This window comes from Actinoplanes sp. NPDC049118 (assembly GCF_040648555.1).
In the GTDB taxonomy this organism is placed as follows: Bacteria; Actinomycetota; Actinomycetes; order Mycobacteriales; family Micromonosporaceae; genus Actinoplanes.
The window spans coordinates 252,080-253,656 of record NZ_JBEZDY010000007.1; the positions used below are offsets into that span (position 1 = coordinate 252,080).

Here is a 1,577-nt window from a genome sequence, read left to right on the forward strand (position 1 = left end):
GCGGAGCTGGTTGCGCCAGTCGGCGGCGCGGGCCTCGGCCTGCGCCTCGGCGCGCCAGGCGCCGGGCTTGGCCGACACCGGCCTGGTCGGCGTCTGAGGCGGCGGCGCGGGCTGCGCCGAAACGGGCTCGTCCGCGTCTCGCCGCCACTCGTCCGGCTGCGCGGAGATCGGCCGCTCATCGTCGCGCAGCCGGACGCCCGGGCGCACCGCGGCGGGTCGATCGTCCTCGCGCCGCCGATCGTCCGGCCGGGCGGCGGCCGGTCGATCGTCCTCGCGCTGCCAGCCGGCCGATCGAGCGGACGCCGGGCGGTCGTCGAGCTGGCGGCTTGCCGGCGGCCGGGCCGACGCGGGCCGGACGGCGTCGCGCCGGTCGTCCGGTGGCGCCGAAACGGGCCTGCCCGCGTCGCGCGTCCGAGCCTGGGCCGAGGCGGGTGCATCCGCCTCGGATTGCCAGGTCGACGGCTGGGCCGAGATCGGCATGTTCGCCTCACGCCGGCGCGATGCCGGCTGGGCGGAGATGGGCCGGGTCGGGGCATCGCCGTCGCGGCGCCAGACCTCGGGGTCGAGCGGCGGCTCTCCCCCGGCCGTCAACTGGAGTCGTGCACGACCCGGCTCCGACGCGCTCCGACGCCCGCCGCCGTTCGCTGCGGACTGCTCGCTGCGCCCCCGCGCAGACTCGTCGCGTCGCGCGACTGCTTCGCTGCTCTCGATGGCAGCGCGTCGCCCGCCGCCACCGCCGCGAGGGCCGGGACCTCGGTCGTCGTCCTCGTCCTCGTCCTCGTCGTCCTCGAGCTCCTCGCGATGCCACTGGCCGGTATCGCTGTCCCGCAACCAGACGTCCGACTCCGGGTCCCGGTGCCAGGTGCCGGACTCCAGCTCACGCTGCCAGCTGGTGTCGCGCTGACCGCGGCGGCCGCCGTAGTCGCGCTGGGTGTCCGGGCCACGGTCGAACTCCGGCCTGCGGGGCCCTCCGGGGCCGCGCTGGGCGTCCACACCGCGCGGCATGCCGCCGCTGCGCTGCCCTTCCACGCTGCGCCGCGGTTCCGGGCTTCGCGGCATGGCCGCGCCACGCCGGCCGTCGCCGCCACGCTGTGGTGGCATGTCGAAGGCGCGTGGCTCCGCGCCGCGCCGCGGCTCGGGGCCGCGCTGGGGTTCCGGGGCGCGGAAGGCCTCAGGATCGCGGCGGGACTCCGGGCCGCGCTGCGTGCCGGGCCAGCGCTCCACCTCGCCGCCGCGCTGGGGCTCCGGGCCGCGGTACGCCTCCGGTGGCCGCGGATCGGCGGCGCGCTGCCGCGAGACGGACCGCCCGGCCGGCCGGGTGTCGTCGTCTCGCTGCCAGGAGCCGGTGTCGGTCCGGCCGCCGGGCCGACCCCCGACCTCGGGTTCGCGCTGCCAGGAGCCGGTGTCGCGCCGGGCGCCGTTCTCCGTCCCGCTCTGCCAGGAGCCGGTGTCGGTGCGGCCGGCGGGTCGTGCGCCGGGTTCGGGTTCGCGTTGCCAGGAGCCGGTGTCGGTGCGGCCGCCGGGCCGACCCCCGACCTCGGGTTCGCGTTGCCAGGAGCCGGTGTCGGTGCGGCCGC

General features: G+C 78.8%; 1 protein-coding gene. It reads right to left on the bottom strand.

The window, feature by feature from the left end:
* A partial coding sequence (locus AB0B58_RS13330; RefSeq protein ID WP_360222424.1) for a hypothetical protein occupies positions 1 to 1,577 on the bottom strand: 1,577 nt, incomplete at both ends.